The sequence below is a fragment of the Desulfobacula sp. genome (genome assembly GCF_030611305.1).
In the GTDB taxonomy this organism is placed as follows: Bacteria; Desulfobacterota; Desulfobacteria; order Desulfobacterales; family Desulfobacteraceae; genus Desulfobacula.
The window spans coordinates 1-20,388 of record NZ_JAUWQB010000065.1 but is presented as its reverse complement, the minus strand read 5'-3'; the positions used below and the strand labels follow the sequence as shown (position 1 = coordinate 20,388).

General features: G+C 43.0%; 13 protein-coding genes. 1 reads left to right on the top strand and 12 read right to left on the bottom strand.

Translation table 11 applies throughout. The features are described 5' to 3' along the window. The 6 genes from QAI40_RS12380 to QAI40_RS12355 all read right to left on the bottom strand — a co-directional run. The coding region (locus tag QAI40_RS12380) for an ABC transporter ATP-binding protein (RefSeq protein WP_299982559.1) at positions 1 to 536 on the bottom strand (536 nt) is incomplete at its 3' end. Between the two features lie 236 nt (positions 537 to 772). Further along, positions 773 to 1,477 (bottom strand): PAS domain-containing protein, encoded by a 705-nt coding sequence (locus QAI40_RS12375; protein WP_299982556.1) that lies wholly within the window; start codon positions 1,475 to 1,477, stop codon positions 773 to 775. A gap of 35 nt (positions 1,478 to 1,512) precedes the next feature. After that, positions 1,513 to 2,526 (bottom strand): alpha-hydroxy-acid oxidizing protein, encoded by a 1,014-nt coding sequence (locus QAI40_RS12370; RefSeq protein ID WP_299982553.1) that lies wholly within the window; start codon positions 2,524 to 2,526, stop codon positions 1,513 to 1,515. A 63-nt stretch (positions 2,527 to 2,589) separates the two neighbouring features. Next, positions 2,590 to 4,515, bottom strand: coding sequence for an oxidoreductase (locus QAI40_RS12365; protein WP_299982550.1), 1,926 nt, complete (start codon positions 4,513 to 4,515; stop codon positions 2,590 to 2,592). A gap of 132 nt (positions 4,516 to 4,647) precedes the next feature. Next, positions 4,648 to 6,045, bottom strand: coding sequence for a DUF3482 domain-containing protein (locus QAI40_RS12360; RefSeq protein WP_299982547.1), 1,398 nt, complete (start codon positions 6,043 to 6,045; stop codon positions 4,648 to 4,650). Positions 6,046 to 6,047: 2 nt separating this feature from the next. Beyond that, on the bottom strand, positions 6,048 to 7,637 hold the full coding sequence (locus tag QAI40_RS12355; protein ID WP_299982544.1) for a DUF2868 domain-containing protein: 1,590 nt from the start codon (positions 7,635 to 7,637) through the stop codon (positions 6,048 to 6,050). A gap of 359 nt (positions 7,638 to 7,996) precedes the next feature. Between QAI40_RS12355 and QAI40_RS12350 the strand changes: the two genes are divergently transcribed. Then, positions 7,997 to 10,243 (top strand): DUF294 nucleotidyltransferase-like domain-containing protein, encoded by a 2,247-nt coding sequence (locus QAI40_RS12350; RefSeq protein ID WP_299982541.1) that lies wholly within the window; start codon positions 7,997 to 7,999, stop codon positions 10,241 to 10,243. Between the two features lie 15 nt (positions 10,244 to 10,258). Here the strand turns inward: QAI40_RS12350 and QAI40_RS12345 are convergent, their stop codons facing one another. From QAI40_RS12345 to QAI40_RS12320, 6 genes are all read right to left on the bottom strand, one after another. Then, positions 10,259 to 10,630: a response regulator transcription factor gene (locus tag QAI40_RS12345; RefSeq protein WP_299982538.1), complete on the bottom strand. Its 372-nt coding sequence runs from the start codon at positions 10,628 to 10,630 to the stop codon at positions 10,259 to 10,261. 71 nt (positions 10,631 to 10,701) lie between these two features. After that, positions 10,702 to 13,524, bottom strand: coding sequence for an ATP-binding protein (locus QAI40_RS12340; RefSeq protein WP_299982535.1), 2,823 nt, complete (start codon positions 13,522 to 13,524; stop codon positions 10,702 to 10,704). 581 nt (positions 13,525 to 14,105) lie between these two features. Continuing rightward, entirely contained in the window at positions 14,106 to 15,458 is a 1,353-nt protein-coding gene (locus tag QAI40_RS12335; protein ID WP_304511653.1) for a solute carrier family 23 protein, read from the bottom strand. A 57-nt stretch (positions 15,459 to 15,515) separates the two neighbouring features. After that, entirely contained in the window at positions 15,516 to 17,126 is a 1,611-nt protein-coding gene (locus tag QAI40_RS12330; protein WP_299982529.1) for an acyl--CoA ligase family protein, read from the bottom strand. Positions 17,127 to 17,293: 167 nt separating this feature from the next. Beyond that, complete coding sequence (locus QAI40_RS12325) at positions 17,294 to 17,962, bottom strand: response regulator (protein WP_299982526.1); 669 nt, start codon at positions 17,960 to 17,962, stop codon at positions 17,294 to 17,296. Between the two features lie 17 nt (positions 17,963 to 17,979). Next, a complete protein-coding gene (locus QAI40_RS12320) occupies positions 17,980 to 20,235 on the bottom strand; it encodes a cache domain-containing protein (protein WP_304511652.1) in 2,256 nt (751 codons plus the stop codon). Positions 20,236 to 20,388: the final 153 nt, after the last annotated feature.

The window sequence follows — 20,388 nt, the reverse complement described above, 5'->3', positions numbered from 1 at the left end:
GCAGGTTCATCCAGCAGCAGCACCTTGGGTTCCGAGGCAATGGCCCTGGCAATTTCAAGTCGGCGCTGCAGGCCATAGGGAAGACTGGATGCCACATCATCGGCATATTTTTTAACCCCCATAAAGGTCAGGGCTTCCATGGCTTTTTTTTTTATAAAAACTTCTTCGCGCTTCTGGGACGGGGTTCTGAAAATCGCTCCCACAATCCCTTTGGAGGCCCGGCAGTGCCTGGCAACCATAGCATTTTCAACCGCCGTCATGGCAGAAAAAAGGCGGATATTCTGGAAGGTTCTGGCAATCCCCTTATCAAAAATCACATAAGGTCTTTTGCCAAGGATACTTTCTCCGTCAAAGATTACATCCCCTTCGGATGCCTGGTAAACGCCTGTAAGAACATTAAAAACAGTGGTTTTCCCTGCACCATTCGGCCCGATCAATCCGACAACCCCGCCATTGCCGATTGTAAAGCTCAAATCAGATATTGCTAAAAGCCCGCCAAATCTTACAGTAACATTCTTTAATTCTAGTTGTGCCATACCAAAATATCAACCTGTTAAATTTTAAAAACTCATAAACAGTTTCAAAAGCGCTTCTATAGCCTAATTGTAGCTTTCTGTAGCCCATAATGCTATATGTTGTCAATCAAAAAAACCTAAGTCAGTATGGCGGTCGTCTGAAACCCGGAACTGGGAAAGCGATAAAAATTTGAAATGGTTTAACCATATGAAAACGCGATTCCCATTTTGTTCAAATTTTAATTTTCAGCAGCGTATCATTCTTTGATTTTATTCTCTTTCAGCTCAATATACCAGTCATCCTTTCCATAAATTTTCTCCATGCAGCCAGGACACAGGCTATGGCTGAAGAGTGCTGTAGAATGCTGCTCAAAATAGCTTTCAAGCTGGTTCCAGTACCCCTTGTCATCCCGAATCTTTTTACAGCTTGAGCAAATGGGAATGAGGCCACCGAGGGTCTTTACATCCTTGAGGGCTTTGTTCAGTTTCTTAATCAGCTCTTCTCTTTCAAATTCTGCCTCTTTCCGTTCAGTAATATCTTTATTAGTTCCTGTACGCCTGACCGGATTCCCATTTTCATCCCATTCGGAAACCCTGCCGCGGCCATGAATCCATTTGTATTTTCCGTCCTTGGTTCTTAAGCGAAATTCCAGGGACCAGCTCTTTTTCTGACGAATTTGCTCATCCACATAGGCGATGTTTTTTTCCCTGTCCTCGGGATGGAGCAGGCTTTTCCAGGTTTCTCTGGTGGCAGGCAGTTCATAGGGTTCATATCCAAGCATGGTATAATACCGCGGGCTGAAATAGGCTTCATTCTTTTGGTAATCAAAATCAAAAATGCCGTCATTCACCGCTTCAATGGCCAGACGAAGTCTTTCTTCCGAGGCTTTCATTCTTGAAAGTTCATTTTTTAATTCTTGTATATAAAATTCAAGATCTTTATATGTGGGTTTTTGATCCATAGAACTTTTCCAAAAAAATATATTAACTATCTTACTTAAAAACCATGAAGTATGGTTCTTGAAACATCACAGGCCTTTGACACACCAGTCAACACCATTGCCTGTTCAAGTTCTGTCCTGATTTTATCGATATAGAGTTCCACGCCTTCTTGAAGACCGCCAACGGCAGCAACAGAAAAGGGACGTCCTATCATAACAGCATCGGCGCCAAGTGCAAGCAGTTTTAAAACATCACCACCCGTTCTCACCCCGCCATCGGCAAGAATGGTTATCTTTCCTTTAACGGCATCACATATGTCCGAAAGCACAGTGGCAGCACCCGGTGTGAAATCCAGAACTCTTCCGCCATGATTTGACACCACAATAGCGTCAGCACCGGCATCAACCGCAAACAAGGCATCATCAATGGTCATAACACCTTTCAGAATGAATTTGGCTGAAACACTTTTAACGATCTGCCCTAATTTTTCGACTGTTTTAGGCGAGACCGGCCGACCCATTTTCTTTAAGGTAATCAGTCCTGCCGCATCAATATCCATCCCCATGATATCGGCACCGCTTTCTTTCACCTTATCCAGCTTTTCAAAAAGTTCCTGATCCGCCCAGGGCTTGACAAACGGAATACCGTGGCCGTCAGCCTCTTTGATAACACTCAATCCGGTTTCATGGATAAAATCCGGCACACCGTCGCCTGTACACCCGATAATCCCTTTTTCCCGGCATCCAAAAATAATGGATTTTATATAGGCTTCTTCAGAAATACCACCGCCCATATTAAAGGACACACCGCCGATGGGTGCCGCAAGAACAGGAATCGAAAGTTCTTTTCCCAAAACAGAAACCATTGTGTCGGGTTCAAGCACATCATGAACCAGGCGCATATTAAAATTAATCCTTTTTAAAGCATTAATATTTGCCTTGAATGAGGATGCCGTACCAAGCCCCCCCATGCCAGGGACTTCACCGACACAGGCATTTCCATTGCATTCTTTGCATACCCTGCAATAGCCTTTCATTAAATCCTTTGCAGTTTCATATATCTCTTGCATAATGTTTTCTCCTTATAATCACATCAAAACCACATAGATTATATTTATTTCTTTAATCGAATATCATATTGATCTGGCGATTTCTTCGGCCTCACTGATGCAGTACATCAAATGCCTTGGAGATTTCGCATCACCAATCAGATGAAACTTTGCTTTAACCTTTTTCTCAAATTTTTTAGCATCCCTGATAGAACTCTGTTTTTCCGAAATCACCACTGACTCAAAACCGGTTAATGTCCTTTCATCTCCATTGGCCTTAAATACAGCCCCGTCATCTGTAAATAGTTTAACCGACACATTTTTATACAGGGAAACATTTCCTTTTTTCAGTCGTTCCCTCAAGTAATACCGGTCATTGCTGGACATTTCCTCTGCAAAGCTCTTTTTGCGATTCAAAACAACAACCTGTTTTCCCTGCTCTGCCAGAAAATCAGCTGTGATCAAACCCGTCATGCCTCCACCCAGCACAATAACGTTCTTTCCGACCTGCTCTTTGCCGCTGATCACATCAACATTTGTCACAAGATCCATTTTTGTTTGAAAAAGCCCTTTAATCACCGGCATATCCGGCATTGACCCGGTGGCAAGAATCACCTTGTCTGGATTGATTTCATTGATCAGATCCAATGAAAGCTCTGTTTCATACCGGATCTCAACATCAAGTCTATCCATTTCCTGTCTGAAAAAATCCAGGATATCATTAAGTTCCCCGCGGCCGGGCGCTTTTGATGCAAGGGACAGCAATCCGCCTGTATCTTGTTTTTTTTCACAGATAATGGTCTGGTGCCCTTGAAGTGCAAATTGCCGTGCCGCTGCCATCCCGGCAGGTCCCGCGCCTGTGACAAGTATTTTTAAAGATTTCTCAGGTGTTTTTTCATCCTTGAGTTTATATTCCCTTCCCACATCAGGATTGACTACGCAGGAGCCGGGTTCCTTGGCAAGCACAGCATGAATACACCCGAGACAGCAGCCGACGCAGGGACGAATCTGTGAAATTTCACCCTTCCTGGCTTTTTCAGGATAATAGGGGTCGGCAAGGAACGACCGACCAAGGGCGACCATGTCTGCTTTTCCCTCTTTGATAATCTGATCGGCATGGTCCGGATATTTAATCCGGCCCACGGTAATCACGGGAATGGTGACGTGTTTTTTGACTTCTTCTGCCAAATGGACAAAGCATCCATGCGGGGTATACATGGAAGGAATGGTTAACTCTGTGGACCCGTAAACCCCGCCTGAAACATGAAGGTATACAACACCGACTTTTTCAAGCTCTGGCGCAATTCTTACCGTATCTTTAAGTTCCCATCCGTTTTCGATATAATCGTTTCCATTAATTCGTATTCCGATGGGAAAGTCTTTTCCTGTCTTTGCCTGGATGTCCTCTATGATTTCAAACAAAAACCGTGTTCTATTTTCAAAAGCTCCCCCATATTCATCCGTCCTGATATTACAATTGGGTGCCATAAACTGGTTGATCAAGTATCCGTGAGCGCCATGAAGCTCGACAAAATCAAAACCTGACTCCTGGCATCGCCTGGCTGAATCTCCAAAGCAGGCGATCAGCTCTTTTATTTCATCGATTTCCAATGCTCTGACTTCGCCCTTCACAACGGCAGGTGCGGGTATGGGAGAGGGTGCCACTTTTTCAGGAAGATAGGACTGACGTCCGCCATGCATGAGCTGCACCCCGAAAAGGGTGTCATGCAGCTTTACCCTTTGAACCATTTTTTTAAGGGCCGGGATACAATCATCATTATACATCTGGGGAAGATCCGGCAGTTCCTGGCCTCCGGGGTGGACGCTTCCACCTCCCACCAGCATCATGCCGACCCCGCCTTTTGCTCTTTCTACAAAATACTCAACTAATTGATCTGTCACACAGCAGTTTTCATCCACACCAAAGTTTATACTCATGGCAGACATTAAAAGCCTATTTTTTGAGGTCATATTGCCGATCCGGATCGGGCTGAAAAGATTTGATAACATGCAATAGAATTCCTTTTGAATTATCAGTCAACAATTTTTAGGTCCAGCGGTCAATATATGCGAATTTTCCATCCGGATACAAGTTTTTAAAAAAAATCTTCTGCAAAAAACAACCGCCCCTTTATCTCGTAGTTATTTTTCGGAAATCTCATTTAAAACAGATTCAATCAATTCTTCAAAATTCGACATGGCTTTTTTCTCCTTGATGAACGAACGGCCGGTCACAATTTTAAAAAACTTTGCACACACATTTCTCTGACTTGTGGTAAACCCTGTGGAATATCCTTTCTTTCTGCTCTTAATTTTCTCAAGCTGGTCCTGCAAATCCCTCCGGCCATGGGGTCTGTTGATGATATGGGAATAGTAAATCAACGCCCGATCAATCAGAATATAAAGAAACTGAAGATTTTTATTGGGGCCCAGTTGGAGCTTGTCTCCGCCAAGCCGAATGCCAGCTGTTTTCTTTTTCACCATCTTTTTCCCGCCGAACAAGGCGGAGCCTGCCCCTATAATCCCTCCCATAGCGGTAAAGATACCAAATGTAATTCCTGCGGCAGCCGTATCAACCACAGCCCCCATGGTGCCACCGATGATGGCGCCTGCTGCTGCCAGCTGTTCCTTTGTCAAGCCAAGGATCTCCCAGGTTTGTTTTGAAAACAGATCGTGCTTAAGGATTGAATACTCCGGCAGATGATATTCAAAAAGATGATGCTTAAACAAGGCCCTGATCTTTTTGAACATCTGTTTCTCCGTTTCCTTGATATGGGCCTGGTATTTTTTATTGAGCCTTTCTTTGATCTCTTCCTGATCAGAAGATGGTATGATTGTTTCAGACACAAAAAATGAAAGGCTTTTCTCAATGGCTTGGGCCATTAAGGCAGTAACCAGTCGATTTCTTTTTTGCCAGTCTTTTTTAAACGCCAGGATAACGTAGGAAAGCACAGGTTCCCACTCCTGGTCAATGGCTTTAAGGCTTTCGAGCATCTTAATGCGTTCCGTAAAATTGGCAGTGTTTGAATTAAACAGACGAATGGAATTAAAATGCTTTCTAAACTCAAGTTGCCAGTCCGAAGTATAATCTTTCTCATCTGTTTTGGAATTGATAATGGCCATTCTCGCACGTCCCGTAAGCCTTAAAATTTCCATTTCCGCCAGATCGTCATCTCTTACCGGCCGGGAACCGTCCACCACATAAATAATGCCCGCTCCCCTGGCCACAGGGCTTAAAAGTTCACACTCATCGGCAAAAAAAGGGTCCTTTTTAAAAGTATCAATAAACCGGTTAACAATTTTGGCCGGATCGCCATCAAATGCTTTAAACCAGGCAAGGGTCTGCCGGGGCACCTGAAACCCGGGTGTATCCACAAACCGAATGATTTCTTCCCCGTCAATTTTTACTGTGTATCGCCTTGATACGGTCGTTTCCCCGGGAATACAGCTGACCCTTATCCGGTCGTCTTCGGTCAGGGTGGAGACCACGGAAGACTTTCCTTCATTGGGGTGGCCCAGCACGGCAAATTCCGGTATCATAGCTAAATAAACCTTTTCACCAGAATGTCGGGATTTTCAAGTGTAACTATTGCTTTTTCCCAGACATCATAATTAATATCATTGTTACCCACTGCAAGATCTTCCTGCCCGGCATCCCGGGTTAACAGTACCCACAGGGGCTTGCCTTCAGGCATGGCTGCCTTTATCTGTGTAATATAATGGAGTATTCCTCTTATGGGCGGCTGCCAGACTTCATGGAGCAGGATCACCTGATCCGCATCACTGACGTTTATCTGACGGACAGCATCTGTATCATCTTCATAATCAAAACTGATCCCTATCATCTCTTTCACATCAAAAAACAAGCGCTGTTCAATCCCTTGGATGACCTTTTTAATTATTTCTTCAGAGTAGACATTTTTTGAGGCAAGGATCAACGCCTTTTGACCTAAAATGTCAGGCTCGGGTTTGAAGGCCGGCGTTTCTTTCATCTTCCTATCATGATGAAGGTTCGACTTCTTTTCAATTGCTTTGCTCACCGGGGTTTCATTGGCGTTAATATCCAGAATAGGAGTCTGCATCCTGATAATTAACTGCCTGAACCTGGGCCTGTCAAAATTAAAACTTCTTAAGGCTTGTCTTTGGGCCAACACCCCAACAATGATAAGAATTCCCCTTGGAATAGCCGCATAAAACAAGATTCCCAAGCAGATGAACGGCCACCAGGATACCAGATCCTGTGTTGCCAGAACAGAGATACCGTCTTTTAAAATAATCCGACTCCCTTCTATTTGCTCAAGACTCGGATGGACAAGGGAATCCGGAAGAAACCAGGACCAGGGCAGGGCTATAATTGAAACCAGATCATGGACCTTCACGCTTGTCGCCACAAGCGTGGACTGCCACCCAAAGGCCATATCGCTGACAACGACCCTGAAAAATGTTCCGCCAAGAGCGCCTGCTGAGAAACTAAAGGCAAACGCAGATGTCAGAAGAAAAAACGGCCAGAAGAAAAACGCCTTATATTCCCTATTCTTCATCCGAATAAGAGACGAAGTGTATTCCAGGGTATCAAGGTTTTTTTTAAAAATGGTCCGGTCTGCTTTTTTCAGAATTTTGGGCAATACATTAAAAAACAAAGATGACAGCAGTGTATGAACGATTGAACTGCGAAACCGATTTTTTCTATTTTTCGTTCCTATTGTCTTTCGCACCACCAGTATCAGGGTGAATAGTATCAATATCACCTGTAAGACAACAAATAAAGCCAGAAAAATTGTCACATTAATCGGACGGGTTCCATGGTAGGCAAGAAATGAATATGCCAGGGATATTCCTGCAATACCCCCTAAGAAAACCATGGCATAGACCGTCCAGGTGTAAAGGGAAGAAAAAATCCTGCCCGGCAGCAGGGCCAATCCCTTTTTATCCGCGTCTCGGAAAAATTCCTCTTTCCTGAAAGCCAGCCATGAAAACAAAAGGGTTTTCTCAGTCTGAAACCTGCTCTTGCATTGATTGTAAATCTTGCGATCCTTGATTGCCCTCGATTGAATATCTTCCTTAGAATCAAGTGTATCATCCATGCTGATGAAATAATCCAGATCAATGATATCTTTTAATCTTATTCCCATAATTTATTTTTAACAGATCATTACATTTTTCACAATTGATCTTTGAAGGTCGTCCAGAAGTTTTGACTTTAAGCTTCAGCGATGCCAGTAAAGATTAACACCGATATTACAAAATGATAGGATATCAACAAGGAGACCGGATCTTATAATAGGATTTTAAATGATAAATGGCGCCGATTCCGGCATCTTTTTTAAATTATTTCCCTGTGCAGCCCTTTGACCCATCATTTTTTTCAATCTTTTCAAAGACTTGACATATGCCCTGATTCTAATAAAATAGAAACGGAAATGTTTTCAATATGCAATTTTCAAAGCTGCGCACATTTAAACATCAAAATATAAAGGGTTTTATTTAAACCATGCACCGTAAGAATGATATCATGGAGGAAAAACAGGTTCTGGCCTCATTTATTTCAAAACTGCCGGAGGCCATCATTATTTGTGATTCTGATGGTTCCATCCTGTTGTACGACAGCCAGTCAGAATCATATCTTCTGCCTGATAACAGTGCCCCTGCCGGCACTGCCTCCATGACAGGCAAACCCATTACTTCACTCATTGACAAAAACCTTATTGAACATGCCCTGGACGAAATCAATGAACAATTAAAGCAATCCGTCACTAACAGGGTCTCGACCTTTATTTTACAAAAAAACAACTTGATATTACAGGCCCAGATTGTGCCGGTATTAAATCATATCGGTCGATTTTCCGGGTTTGTGCTGATACTTGATAATATCACCCAGGAAAACCAGGCTGAAAAAAGGGTGGAGTCCCTTTTAAAAACCTTATCAAAAAATGCCAGGTCGCCAATGGCCAGTATCAGGGCTGCCATTGAAGCAATGAAAGAATTTCCCCGCATGGATGAAAAAAAACAACGCCAGTTTATAGACATCATCCATGAGGAATCCATTGTTCTCAGTGATATCCTCAACAGGGTATCAGATGAATATACAAGCCTGATTAATGTTAATAGATCCTTAAAACCTTTGCTCATCAGGGATCTTATGCAAACCATTTCAAGACGGTCCCAAGACAAACTTGGCATCAGGTGCCATATAAAAAGGGGTTCTGATGCTGAACAGATTTCAATCAAAGCAGATCCTTACTCATTTATCAGTGCGGTGCTCTTTGTATTGGACCGGCTGAAAATCGAAACAGGACTGACGGAATTCCATTTTTTGTTTCATATGAAAAATCAGATTGTTTTTCTTGATATCTGCTGGAAGGGAGAGCCCATAACCCCGAAATTGATTAAACAATGGGACTCCCAGGATATTGACACCCAAAACCAAATCTCAAATATCTCTTTAAAGGATGTCCTCGACCAACACCAAAGCGCCCTCTGGACTTATTCAGAACACGATGACCTCGACAATATGCCCTATTTAAGATTTTTGATCCCGGCTGATGACTCTTCAGCTTTAGAATCCTTTGAGCCGGTTTCTGTTTTACCGGAAAGCCGGATTCAAATCAGAGATATAGAACTTTTTGATCATTCCGATCAGACCCTGGAACTGGACAACCGGTTATTGACTGAACTTTCCTACACTTCACTTATTCGTGAAATTAACCAGGCCACGAGGGTTGAGGAAATTATTGGCAAACACAGTCAATTGCCAAGACTGATCCACAGCATGCTCACCAGCGGAACCAAAATCAGAACTGTAACATGGCTGGTAACTGCATTTTCAGATGCGATTTTAAACAAATTGCTGATATTTGCAACAGCCGAACTTGGTGACCCCCCTGTGCCTTTTGCATTTATCACACTGGGCAGTGAAGGAAGAAAAGAGCAGACCCTGAAAACAGATCAGGATAATGCCATTATTTTCAAGGACCCGGATAAAGGGCAGACAAGCGAAAATCTTCAGCTCTATTTTCTGAAGCTTGGAGAAAAAGTCTGCACCTGGCTTGATCAGTCAGGGTTTGATTTTTGCCAGGGAGACATTATGGCGAAAAACCCAAAATGGTGCCAGCCCCTTTCAATATGGAAAAAATATTTTTCCTCCTGGATACATGCAGCATCGCCTGAAGATCTGCTTCATACCAGCATTTTTTTTGATTTCAGGTTTGGTTATGGGGACAGGCAGATCTCTGATGACCTCGGCGCCCATTTGCTTAGCAGTCTATCCGGATGGGCAGGTTTCTTCCGAAATATGGCAGTAAATGCCGTATATTTTAAACCGCCTATCGGGCTGTTCGGCAATTTTTGGGTGAATTCCAAAGGGCCCCACAAGCACTGCATTGATATCAAAATGGCCAACATCCCTATTGTGGACTTTGCAAGAATTTATTCCCTGAAACACGGAATCAGAGAAACCTCTACCCAGGCCAGACTGTATCAGCTATACATAAAAAAAGTCCTGTCCCGCCATGAATATAACGAATTGGAGCAGGCCTATAGTTTTAACATGCAGATAAGATTTATGGGACAAATCCAGGCGATTCTCGGTCAAAACATGAAGGCGCACAATCATATTAATCCCAAACAACTCTCGTCCATTGAAAAACGGATGCTCAAAGAAGTATTAAAAAAAATAAAGTCCATACAGACAAAATTGAGCTTTGACTTTATCGGTGCCACAGACCACCAGATTTCTTAAAAGAGAAACAATTCATTATGTGTCTGTCAGTAATTCTTTAATTTTGTTGACCACATAGTCTGTGGCAAAGGGCTTGGTGATGTAATCATCCGCAGCAAGACCCATGCCTTTTGCAATATCAATGGAACGGGCCATGGCAGATAAAAAAACGATTTTAATTTGATTGAATTCTTTTTCCTGCCGAATTTTCTGGCACACCTCATATCCATCCATCCCCGGCAGCATAATATCCAGTAAGATCAGATCCGGCTGCCAGCTTGATATCAAATCCAGAGCTTTTTCTCCGGTCTCAGCGGTCTGAACATCGTAATTGTTCTGCTTCATCAAAAATTTTAAAGGTACGATAATATTGGGTTCATCATCAACGATCAATATTTTTTTCTTCATTTTGTCCCCTTTATCTTACGGTCAGGATAAATTTTGATGAGCGTATTAAAGGATTTTGCTTTATAGCTTGGTTATTGTAGCAAAGGCAGCGTGAAAAAGAAAGTTGCTCCTTTTTTCAACTCACTGTCCACCCAGATTCTGCCGCCGTGGGAATCAATAATATGCTGGGTAATTGTCAATCCAATGCCTGTTCCGGCAGGTCTTCCCTTTGAACCGGCAACCGCCTGACGAAATTTTTGGAAAACAATCTCCTGATCCTTTTTGCTGATACCAATACCATTATCTTTAACAAAAACTTTTAAATAACGATTTTCATTACCACCTGTTTTTATGGTCTCTGCATACATCCCGACCTGAATTTTGCCATATTCGGGATCACAAAATTTAACAGCATTGGAAATCAGATTCACCATTACCTGTATAAGGCGGTCTTTATCTCCTGATACGAAACCGGCTTGATTTGATATATCAAGTGTTAAGTCTATATTTTTTTCTTCAATCAACTGACCGGTTGAAAAGATAGAATCCTCAATAACCTCTCTGAAATCAAGCCGCGTCATCTGCCACTGAATCTGACCGGATTCAATCTTTTGAAAATCAAGAACATTATTAATCAACCTGGAAAGCCTTTCACTCTCCTTGATAATGATACCAACAAACCGATGGTGTTTTTGGGCATCAAGATCAGGGTTGTTTTGAACAATTTCAGCCAATGCCCTGACCGAGGTTAAGGGGGTTCGAAGTTCATGTGTTACGGTTGAGATAAATTCGTTTTTCAGCCGGTCAAGTTCTTTTAATCGCTCATTGGCTGCCTCAAGATCTTTAGTCGCCTTTTCAAGCTCCTGGCTGTAAATGATAATCTGCTGAGTCTCATCCAGGATGTGCATGATTTCATCCATACCCAGAGGTTCTTCTTCCACAACAGACCGTACCATTACAAGGGCGGAGGCAGATCCGATAGCACCTGCAAGCAGTTTTTCGGCATGGCTTACTAAACCTGCATCTGCAATAAGTTTTTTTCCCCAGTTGATATTATGTTGTCTGGCATACAGAGAAAGGGCATCATCTGTTCGATTTTTCCCTAAAAATCTTTCAAGGAGCATTCTTAAATCCGCAACTGATGCTGTCTCTCTCCAGAAAGACGATTTTTCTGATTCCGAGGAATACTTGAACACATCAACAAATAGTATGGCTTGTTTGCGTTCCATTGCATTTTGTGTTGAAAAAAGAGAAACACCAATAAATAATGCAATGTTTGTGAACATGCTCCAGAACACGGCATGGGTATACTGATCAAACCCTAGAAGTTGAACATCAAGACCAAACAGGTGGGTGGGGTTTAAGAACTCAATACCAAAAGGTCCATTGGTCAACAAATCCTGAGAGAGAAAACCTGCCTGGCCAAGTGAAGGCAGCACCAGTGTATACAACCAGATCAAAAACCCTGCTAACAATCCCCATAGTGCACCACGCCTTGTCGCTCCTTTCCAGAATATTCCACCGATGACAGCCGGGCAAAACTGGGCAACTGCTGTAAAGGAAATCATCCCTATGGAAACCAGGGAATAATATTCAACTACATAGTGAAAATAAAGATACCCTAAAAGAATAATAAGCAATATGCTTACTCTCCGGATAATCAACAGCAGCCTGCTTAAATCACTCTTTTGTTCTAATTTTAAAAAGGGAAGACGAAGCAATACCGGCATGACCAGGTCATTGCATACCATGGTTGACAACGCTATGGTTTCAACAATCACCATTCCAGTTGCGGCGGACATACCGCCGATAAAGACAAATAATGCTAAACCCTGTTGTTTTTTGGCCATCAAGAGCGTAAGGGAAAAATAGTCTGCATCTACGATTCCGTTTGTAAACTTCAGGATACCACTGAATGTTTCGGGCAATGTTTGTTTGCAGACAGGGTCTGAAGCGCATTGTTCAAAAAAATGTAGCATGCCACCAAAGGCAATGGGAATGACAAAAATATTAATGGCCAGAAGATAAAGTGGGAAAAGCCAGACAGCTTTTTTTAAATGGTTTTCATCCACATTCTCAACCACAATCATCTGGAATTGACGGGGCAGAAGAAATATGGCCATCATTGCCAGGAACAGGGCATTATACCATCCTGTAAATGTGGATGCATTTACTTCCATAACAAAAAGTTGTTTTATTTTGGGGACAAGGCTTGCCTGTGTAAATAGATCTCCAAATCCCGAATAAAGCCCATAGGTGATGAACAACCCTACTGATATAATAGCAATGAGTTTTACAATGGATTCAAAGGCGATTGCTGCAACTAATCCTTCATGACGTTCGGTGACTTCCAAGTGGCGGGTACCAAAAACCACAGAAAACAGTGCCAGTAAAATAGCCACAGAAAATGCCGTGTCTTTGGTGGCGGACAGGCTGGTTGCGGTTTTTGCCATATAAACGTCCGGATATTGACTGATCAGCTGAAAAGAGGTTGATATGGCCTTAATCTGAACCGACATGTATGGCACAATGCCTAGAACAGCAATAATCGTAACAGCACCGGCAATGGTGGCACTTTTCCCATACCGGGAGGCTATGAAGTCAGCAATGGAGGTAATCCGGTTGATTCGGCTGATCCGGATAATCTTTCTGAGTACCGGCCACCCCAGAATCATCATCAGAGTGGGGCCCAGATAAATACTTAAAAATCCTGTGGCACCTGATCTGCTGGCCGCTCCCACACTCCCGTAAAAGGTCCAGGCAGTGCAATATACTGCCAGGGACAAGGCATAAATATAGGGGTTGCTGATAATGCTTTTACCGGCTTCAGCCCGTTTATCCCCCCAAAAGGCAATGGCAAACAAGAGCCCCATATATCCGAAAGAAACAAAAATAATGATTTTCTGTTCTAACATAATTGCCCTGATTTTAAGGTTAATCAGGCCGCAGGTCTTGAATTCAGCCTGATTGTTTCTCGTTATTCCCGGCAGTATCAGCTCCTTGCGACTGAAAAGTATCCGGAATTTTTGTACAAAAAATGACAAAAACAATCAATATTGACCAGGCTGCGAATAAATAGAAAAAAAAGAAAGGAATGCCAAGCAAACAGTATGGCAGATTGAATATGGTCAGCACGGGATAGCAAAACAGAAAACAACCCAACAGGAAAAGCCCGATATATCGTCCGGTTATTGATCTGTTGTCAAGCATCAAATCATTCCTTTATTTAACTTCTGTTTTGATCAATGAAGAAAAAACCTATGGCTCTTCATTGAATACAACAAAAAAAGAAATTAAATCAAGATGTTTATTCAGGGTGATCGCATGAAAAGGTTCTTGGTTTTTTTTAGATGATGCTAGGTTTTTCTGTCAAAAATACTCTATCTGCTTGAACAATAAAGCGCAACGAGGTTTTTTTATTTTTTTGGTGGTGGATTGGGGCCAGATCAAGCCCCTCCCGGTATTCTGGGAAGGGCTTTTAGCTTAAAGTGTTTATTTATGTGGTTTTAGCCACAGATTCTGAGGACTGGAATTTCCTTTCAAGAAAGATATGCAGAACAACACCAACCCCAAGGCCCCAGGCGGCACCATGCATAGCAAGGACTACGGCCATGGTTCCGGCAATACCCAGTTCCACTGGCATCTTGGCCTGCTTGAATGCTGTAATTATGCACAGATATCCGGTGACCACCATGGTTAACGACAGTCCGATGGGCAGGAAGGGTTTAAAAAAGCTCACAAGGGGCAATATGAACAAGGAAAGGAAGCCTGCAATCCAGAAGGTTCCACTTCCGCTGTAAATTGAATCCATGGCTTTTCGGCCATGTCGATAACGGTCGGCAACGGTTGCTGTTACGGCTGTCCATATGGGACCGGCAAGACCTGGGTAAGGAGCAAAAAAGGCGTGGAGTACATTTCTCAGACCGGTTACTATGTGAATTCTGTCGGTATCAGTATCAATCTTTTCATCAGGCCGGCTTTCTTCAGAGCTTGCTTTAACCAGAATCGTCCCCACAATTACATCTCCAAACGCGATGATATATGCAATAATGGCAGTGGGAATAGCTTTTATAAACATGTCTGCGCTTGGGAAGCCCACCGTGAATGGAAGATATGCCCACATCCCTTTGAAATGGGGAATGGTGATCCCCCATTCAATATCCGGTACGGGGTACTCCTTAACCAGCATGCCGACAAATATGGCCATTATTATGGCAGGAACCATTCCATACCTACCGATTATTTGTGCAAAACCCTTTTTACTTTTCAGTTTTGCAAACGATACCGAAAACAGCATGTAAAAACAAACCAGGGTCCCCAAAGCAATGGTAATGGGTGTATTGGGAATACGACCTCCCATTTTCAATTCACCCATATAGGCAGCAACACCGGCTCCTAGAAGAATCCCTGCCTTTAGGGAGGAAGGAACGTTTACCACCACTTTGCTGCTGAGCTTCGTGATCCCTAACAGGAGAAAAATGGCTGCTACAAGAAGCTGAAGGGCAACCAAAGCCTGAATCGCTTCAGGACCCGGCTCAAACTGGCCAAGGTATAGGAGAACCACTGGGATGGCCGGAGTAATCCAGCCCGGCACCATGGGGACACCCAAAAAAGCCGGTATCATAAAACCAATACCACAGACAAAAACATATGCAAGAGCGATCTCATATGGAAGGCCCAGGTATTTTTGTAAAAGCGGTATCATTGCGAGGCTCACCACAAAAAGAATAAGAGCCTGAACAAATTCCACCGACTCAAATCGATAATGAACAAGGGGCAATCTGAGTTTGAAAGGGCCACAGGGCCAATAAGGTTGTTCTTCACCATCTTGGCGTTTATAAATGGACATGTCGATCTCCTTTTTAATCATATAATTTAATTTTTATACAAAGTTGCAATAAGAATACTAATTAACCATGCGTTCGTGGTCCTTCCATTCCTTCTCCCGGAGTTTGAATTTCTGAATTTTACCGGTGGCGGTTTTTGGCAATTCACCGAACTCAATGTATTTCGGAGCCTTAAACCGTGCAATGTTTTGTTTACAAAAATCAATGAGACTCTCGGCTTCAGGAGCAGTCCCGTTCTGTGGTACCACAAAGGCTTTTGGAACTTCTCCCCATTTCGGATCCGGCACTGAAATAACAGCCACCTCAAGAACGTCAGGATGAGTGTAAAGAACATTTTCTATTTCAACCGTTGAAATATTTTCCCCCCCGCTGATAATGATATCTTTTTTGCGGTCCATAATCTGAACATAATTATCCGGATGGATTACTGCGAGATCCCCGCTGTGGAACCAGCCGCCCTTAAACGCTTCACTGGTGGCTTCAGGATCTTTGTAGTAACCCAGCATGACATTGTTCCCCCGCATGACAATTTCACCCATTGTTTTTCCATCCCTTGGAACAGGCTCCATGGTTTCAGGGTCCATCACATCCATGTATTGGGCGATTATAAATGCAACGCCCTGGCGTGCTTTAAGCCGGGCTTTTTCCATGGGCTCAAGGTCATCCCATTTGCGTTGCCACTGGCAGACACTGTGAGGACCGTATACTTCTGTGAGACCATAAGTCTGGGTAATATTTGCCCCGATACTCTCCATATTCTGAATAATTGTGGGTGCCGGCGGTGCACCGGCGGTCATGATTTCAAGACGGTGAGGGAGCTTCAGCTGCTTTTCCTTGGCATAGGCAGACATTCCGATGAGGATGGTGGGAGCGGCGCACAGATGGGTAATCCCTAATGAATCAATAAGCCTGTAGATCTCTTCCGGGATCACTTGGCGCAGACATACGTGGGTGGCACCCATTGCAGTTATCCCCCAGGTGAAACACCATCCGTTACAGTGAAACATGGGAAGTGTCCAGAGATAGACAGAATCGGCACTGGTGTTGAACTCAAGCTGTTCACCAATGGCATTCAGATAAGCCCCGCGGTGATGATACATCACCCCTTTTGGACGTCCCGTGGTCCCGCTTGTGTAATTTATGGTGGCAATTTCTCTCTCGTCCGTAATCTCGGATTCAACCGGATCATTTGATCCCGAAGCAAGGAATGTTTCGTAATCCGGTCCTTCAAGGGGCTTTGAATCGTCAACATCACAGATATTGACATAGGTTTCAACTTTGACCAATGATGACTGAATTGAGGCAACCGTGCCGCCGAACTCATTGTCTGCAAAAACAGCTTTTGCATCTGAATAATCAATAATATAGGCGATCTCATTGGCAGACAGCCTGATGTTGACACTCACCAGGATTGCCCCGATCAGAGGAACGGCATAATGGGCTTCCAGCATGGGTGGAATATTGGGGCAAACAAAAGCCACCTTGTCCCCTTTGCCTATATTATTTTTTTTCAGGGCATTGGCCAGGCGAAAGACCCTTTCCTGAAACTCTGCATATGTGTAACGCTGTTCCCCGTAAATCACTGCCACCTTGTCCGGATAAACCTCGGCACTGCGGTTGATAAATTTTACCGGACTCAATAAATCATAATTGACACTCTTCTCAGGCATTCTTATTCCTCCTTGTTTGTTGTTAACAATTAAAGATGATCTTTAAATCTTCTTTTGACCCTTAGCGGTCTAACAACAAAACACAATGATTTCAATCGGCCAGTACCCCATATTGATACTGCCGAAAATCTGAGGAGGCATAGGCTTTTAACCTACAGGAACAATTTTTATTTTTTTATTTTTTGTGACCAGTGAACGGCAACTTTTACAAGTTCTGTATAGTGTTTAAGATTAAGCTTTTCTTTAATATTCTCACGATGGGTTCCTATCGTTTTGATGCTTAAATTCAAACGAACGGCAATCTCCCTGGACTCAAGGCCGTCCCCGATAAGCCGGAATACTTCAAGCTCTCTGTTGGTTAATATTTCCAGAGAAAATTTTTCACTGACTGACCCGGAAGATACCAGCCGTTCAAACACCTTGTTTTTAATCTGTTGACTTGCGTAGATTTCTCCTGAAAGCACCTGACGGATGGCCTTGACAACCTGCCCTATGGCCTTCTGCTTCATGATATAGCCGCGAGCGCCGGAAATTAAGGCTCTTTCAGCATACAAGGCTTCATCATACATGGAAAGCACAAGGGCCGGAAGATCCGGGTATTCCCTTTTGATATCCTCCACCAGGTCAAGCCCATTACTTTCCTTAAGGGAGATATCAACAATAACAAGATCCGGTTTATTTTTTTTTATCGCTGACCATGCTTTTTCTGCTGTATCTTCAATGTCGCTGACCACCAGATCGGATGCCTTGTTTATCAGCTCTGCCATGCCAAGGCAAAAAATCGGATGATCATCCACAATCATTATCTTGAAACTATTTTTCAACTGAGGGTTCATCAGGAAACCGCCTCCTTTTAAGCAATTGCTAAAGGATATTTTGTGTAAACATGAATTATTGATCCATGGCTGCCGGTTTTAATATCAAAACGTGCTTCAATGATCTTTGCACGATACGCCATGATCTGCAGCCCTATGCCACGCGTTATTCCTGTATCCTTTATTCCCTTGCCATTATCTTTAATATACAAATGTGCAAACCCGTCTTCCCTGGACAGGGAGAGTTCAATCATATCAGCACCTGAGTGTTTTACGGCATTGTTTACAGCCTCCCTTGCAATATGATAGAGATGGGTCGCCACGCTGTTATCCTGAAATACAACGGTTTCATCTAATTCAAACCGGAACTCAATCCCGGGAGTATATTTAAATATATCAGATATTTCCTCAAGTGCGGTCTGAAGACCGTGTGAAACCAGGTGAACAGGGCACAAGCCCCTTGCCAGATTTCGGGTCTTGTTGATGGCATCATCGATTAACAGCACTATTTTTTCTGCAAGAGCTTCGTGTTGATGGCCCTCTACAGCAAGATCGCCTTTTAATACCGTGCCCAGGCTTGCAATTCCTATCAAATGAGGACAAAGGTCATCATGAATGTCCTGTCCTATTTTCTGGCGCTCCAGGTCACCCGCATGCATCACCTGCTTTTCCAATAGTTTTGATTTTGTGATATCTCTGAGTATGATGATACTCCCGGACAATTTTCCGTTGCGATCCAGAATGGAAGCGCCGCTGATACTGACATCCACAGTACTGCCATGTTTTGAATACCGCCGGGTTTCAATATTATTGATTACATTGCCTGAAATAATTTGGTCGATCATTATTTTAGTTTCGAACCAGCTTCCCTTCGGGACATAATGATCCATCCTTTGGCTGGCACACTCTTCAAGGGACCATCCAAAAACCTTGGCAAACGCCGGGTTGATATAAGTAACTTTCCCTCTCATATCATAGGTTACAATGGGGTCGGGTGCCGCCTCCATCAATAAGGAATATCTTTCCTGGCTTTCTCTCTGCGCTTCTTCAGCGATACGCCGCTCTTGGATCTGGTTCTGTAAGCTTTCATTATAGGTTTCGAGCTGGTCCATAAACCGGTTAAAATAAACAGCCAGCTGCCCCACCTCATCCGTGGATTCATTTGTCATACGAGCTGTAAAATCTCCGGCTGTCACACTGTCAAATCTCCCCATCAATTCATGCAGGGGATTTGTGATGGAAAAACTGATCTTAAATGTAATGGCCAGCATCAGCATAAGGAATGCGATAGAAATTCCGAAAATAAAATTACGCGTGGTATCAAGGGGGCTGTAAAACTCGTCAAGGTAGCAGGAAGAGGCAACAAGCCATTGATATTCAGGAATATAATTAAACATTACCAGCTTCTGCCTGGCAACGGATTCATCAGGATTTTTCCAGTAGTAAATAAATTTCCCTTTTTTCTTTTTAAGCATCTCTTGAAGAAACTTGGTGGGAAGTTCCTCTGTATTAAAAATATTGGTCCCTTGGAGTTTGGGATGGATAATGGCAATCCCCTTACTGTCAATCACATATGAATACCCGGTTTTCCCAAATTTTAGTGAAAGAATGCTTTTACGGAAATCCTCTACATTTACCAGTTTGTTAAATTCATTACGGTAGGCACTCACCGAAATAATCCAGTCCCATGGCTCAAAATAAGCCATATAAAGGGCTTTGGGACGAAGCACTGTCTCTCCCGGATTCTTCCATTCATATTCAAGGTAACCCTGCCGGGATTCCATCTGCTGGGACACAAAAGAATGGTGTGCAACATTGGATCCAAGCACAGCAGGTCGGGGATGAACTACCACCTTACCATTGCTGTTTACACAATAAATATATCCTGACTTACCGATTGTCTGACTGAGTATCATTTCCGATGCCCTTTTTTTGGCTTCTGATATGGTAAGTCTGTTGCCCATGGTCTGGTTATACAAGCTGCGAATAATATCTTCATTTTTTTCAGCAACAGCCCGTAAATGATTTTTTATGGAAACTGTTACAGATGTTTTTACCATGTTAAGAATCATCTGAGTCGTGTTATTGAGTTCGTTTTCAATGTTTGCCTCTATATTTTTTCTTACAAATGTATAAATAAAGAGGCTGCACAAAAGCATGGACAGAAAAAAAATGACGGAAAAACTGATAAAAAATTTATAGCGGATCTTAAGGGACTTGAACAGGGCGCTCAATCTTTTGGACCAATTGTTGATTATTTCTCGCAACCGGTTATGCAGATGAAATATATTCACAATATGGCTCCATTAAAGTTTTATGTCCTATTTAAATCAATTTTAATAGATAGTAAAAAGCAATTCTCGGTCACGTACTATTTTCAAATTTAGCGCACCTGTTTTTTTTATCGGAGCATACCGCTTTCAAGGTTAACAGGCTTCATGATCTGG